We start from the raw sequence: 248 nt of genomic DNA, 5'->3' as shown, positions 1-248 counted from the left end.
GACTGCTCAATCTATCGCCGAACGAGCGCGACAGAACCCAAAATACCCCGCGGGATCGCATCCCGCTCAACAAAATCTCTTCTCTTCAATCACATAGCCAGATGGGTGTTCTGATGCGCAGTTGTAGACCGGTCGCCAGGCATCGAAGGCGCGCTGGACTTCCGAGAGGGTGCGGAAGCGCCGCATGGCAAAAACCTCGGCCTTCAGGGTGCGATGGAAGCGCTCGTTCTTGCCGCGCGCCTGCGGAT

At 59.3% G+C, this 248-nt stretch carries 1 pseudogene; it reads right to left on the bottom strand.

What is annotated here, in order from left to right:
• Positions 1 to 105 precede the first annotated feature (105 nt).
• Positions 106 to 248, bottom strand: a pseudogene (locus CV770_RS41420) (integrase core domain-containing protein); the annotation flags it as partial.

Origin of the sequence: Bradyrhizobium sp. AC87j1 (genome assembly GCF_002936975.1) — a bacterium.
In the GTDB taxonomy this organism is placed as follows: Bacteria; Pseudomonadota; Alphaproteobacteria; order Rhizobiales; family Xanthobacteraceae; genus Bradyrhizobium; species Bradyrhizobium shewense.
The sequence above is the reverse complement of the archived record's forward strand: the minus strand, read 5'-3'. Positions and strand labels throughout refer to the sequence as shown.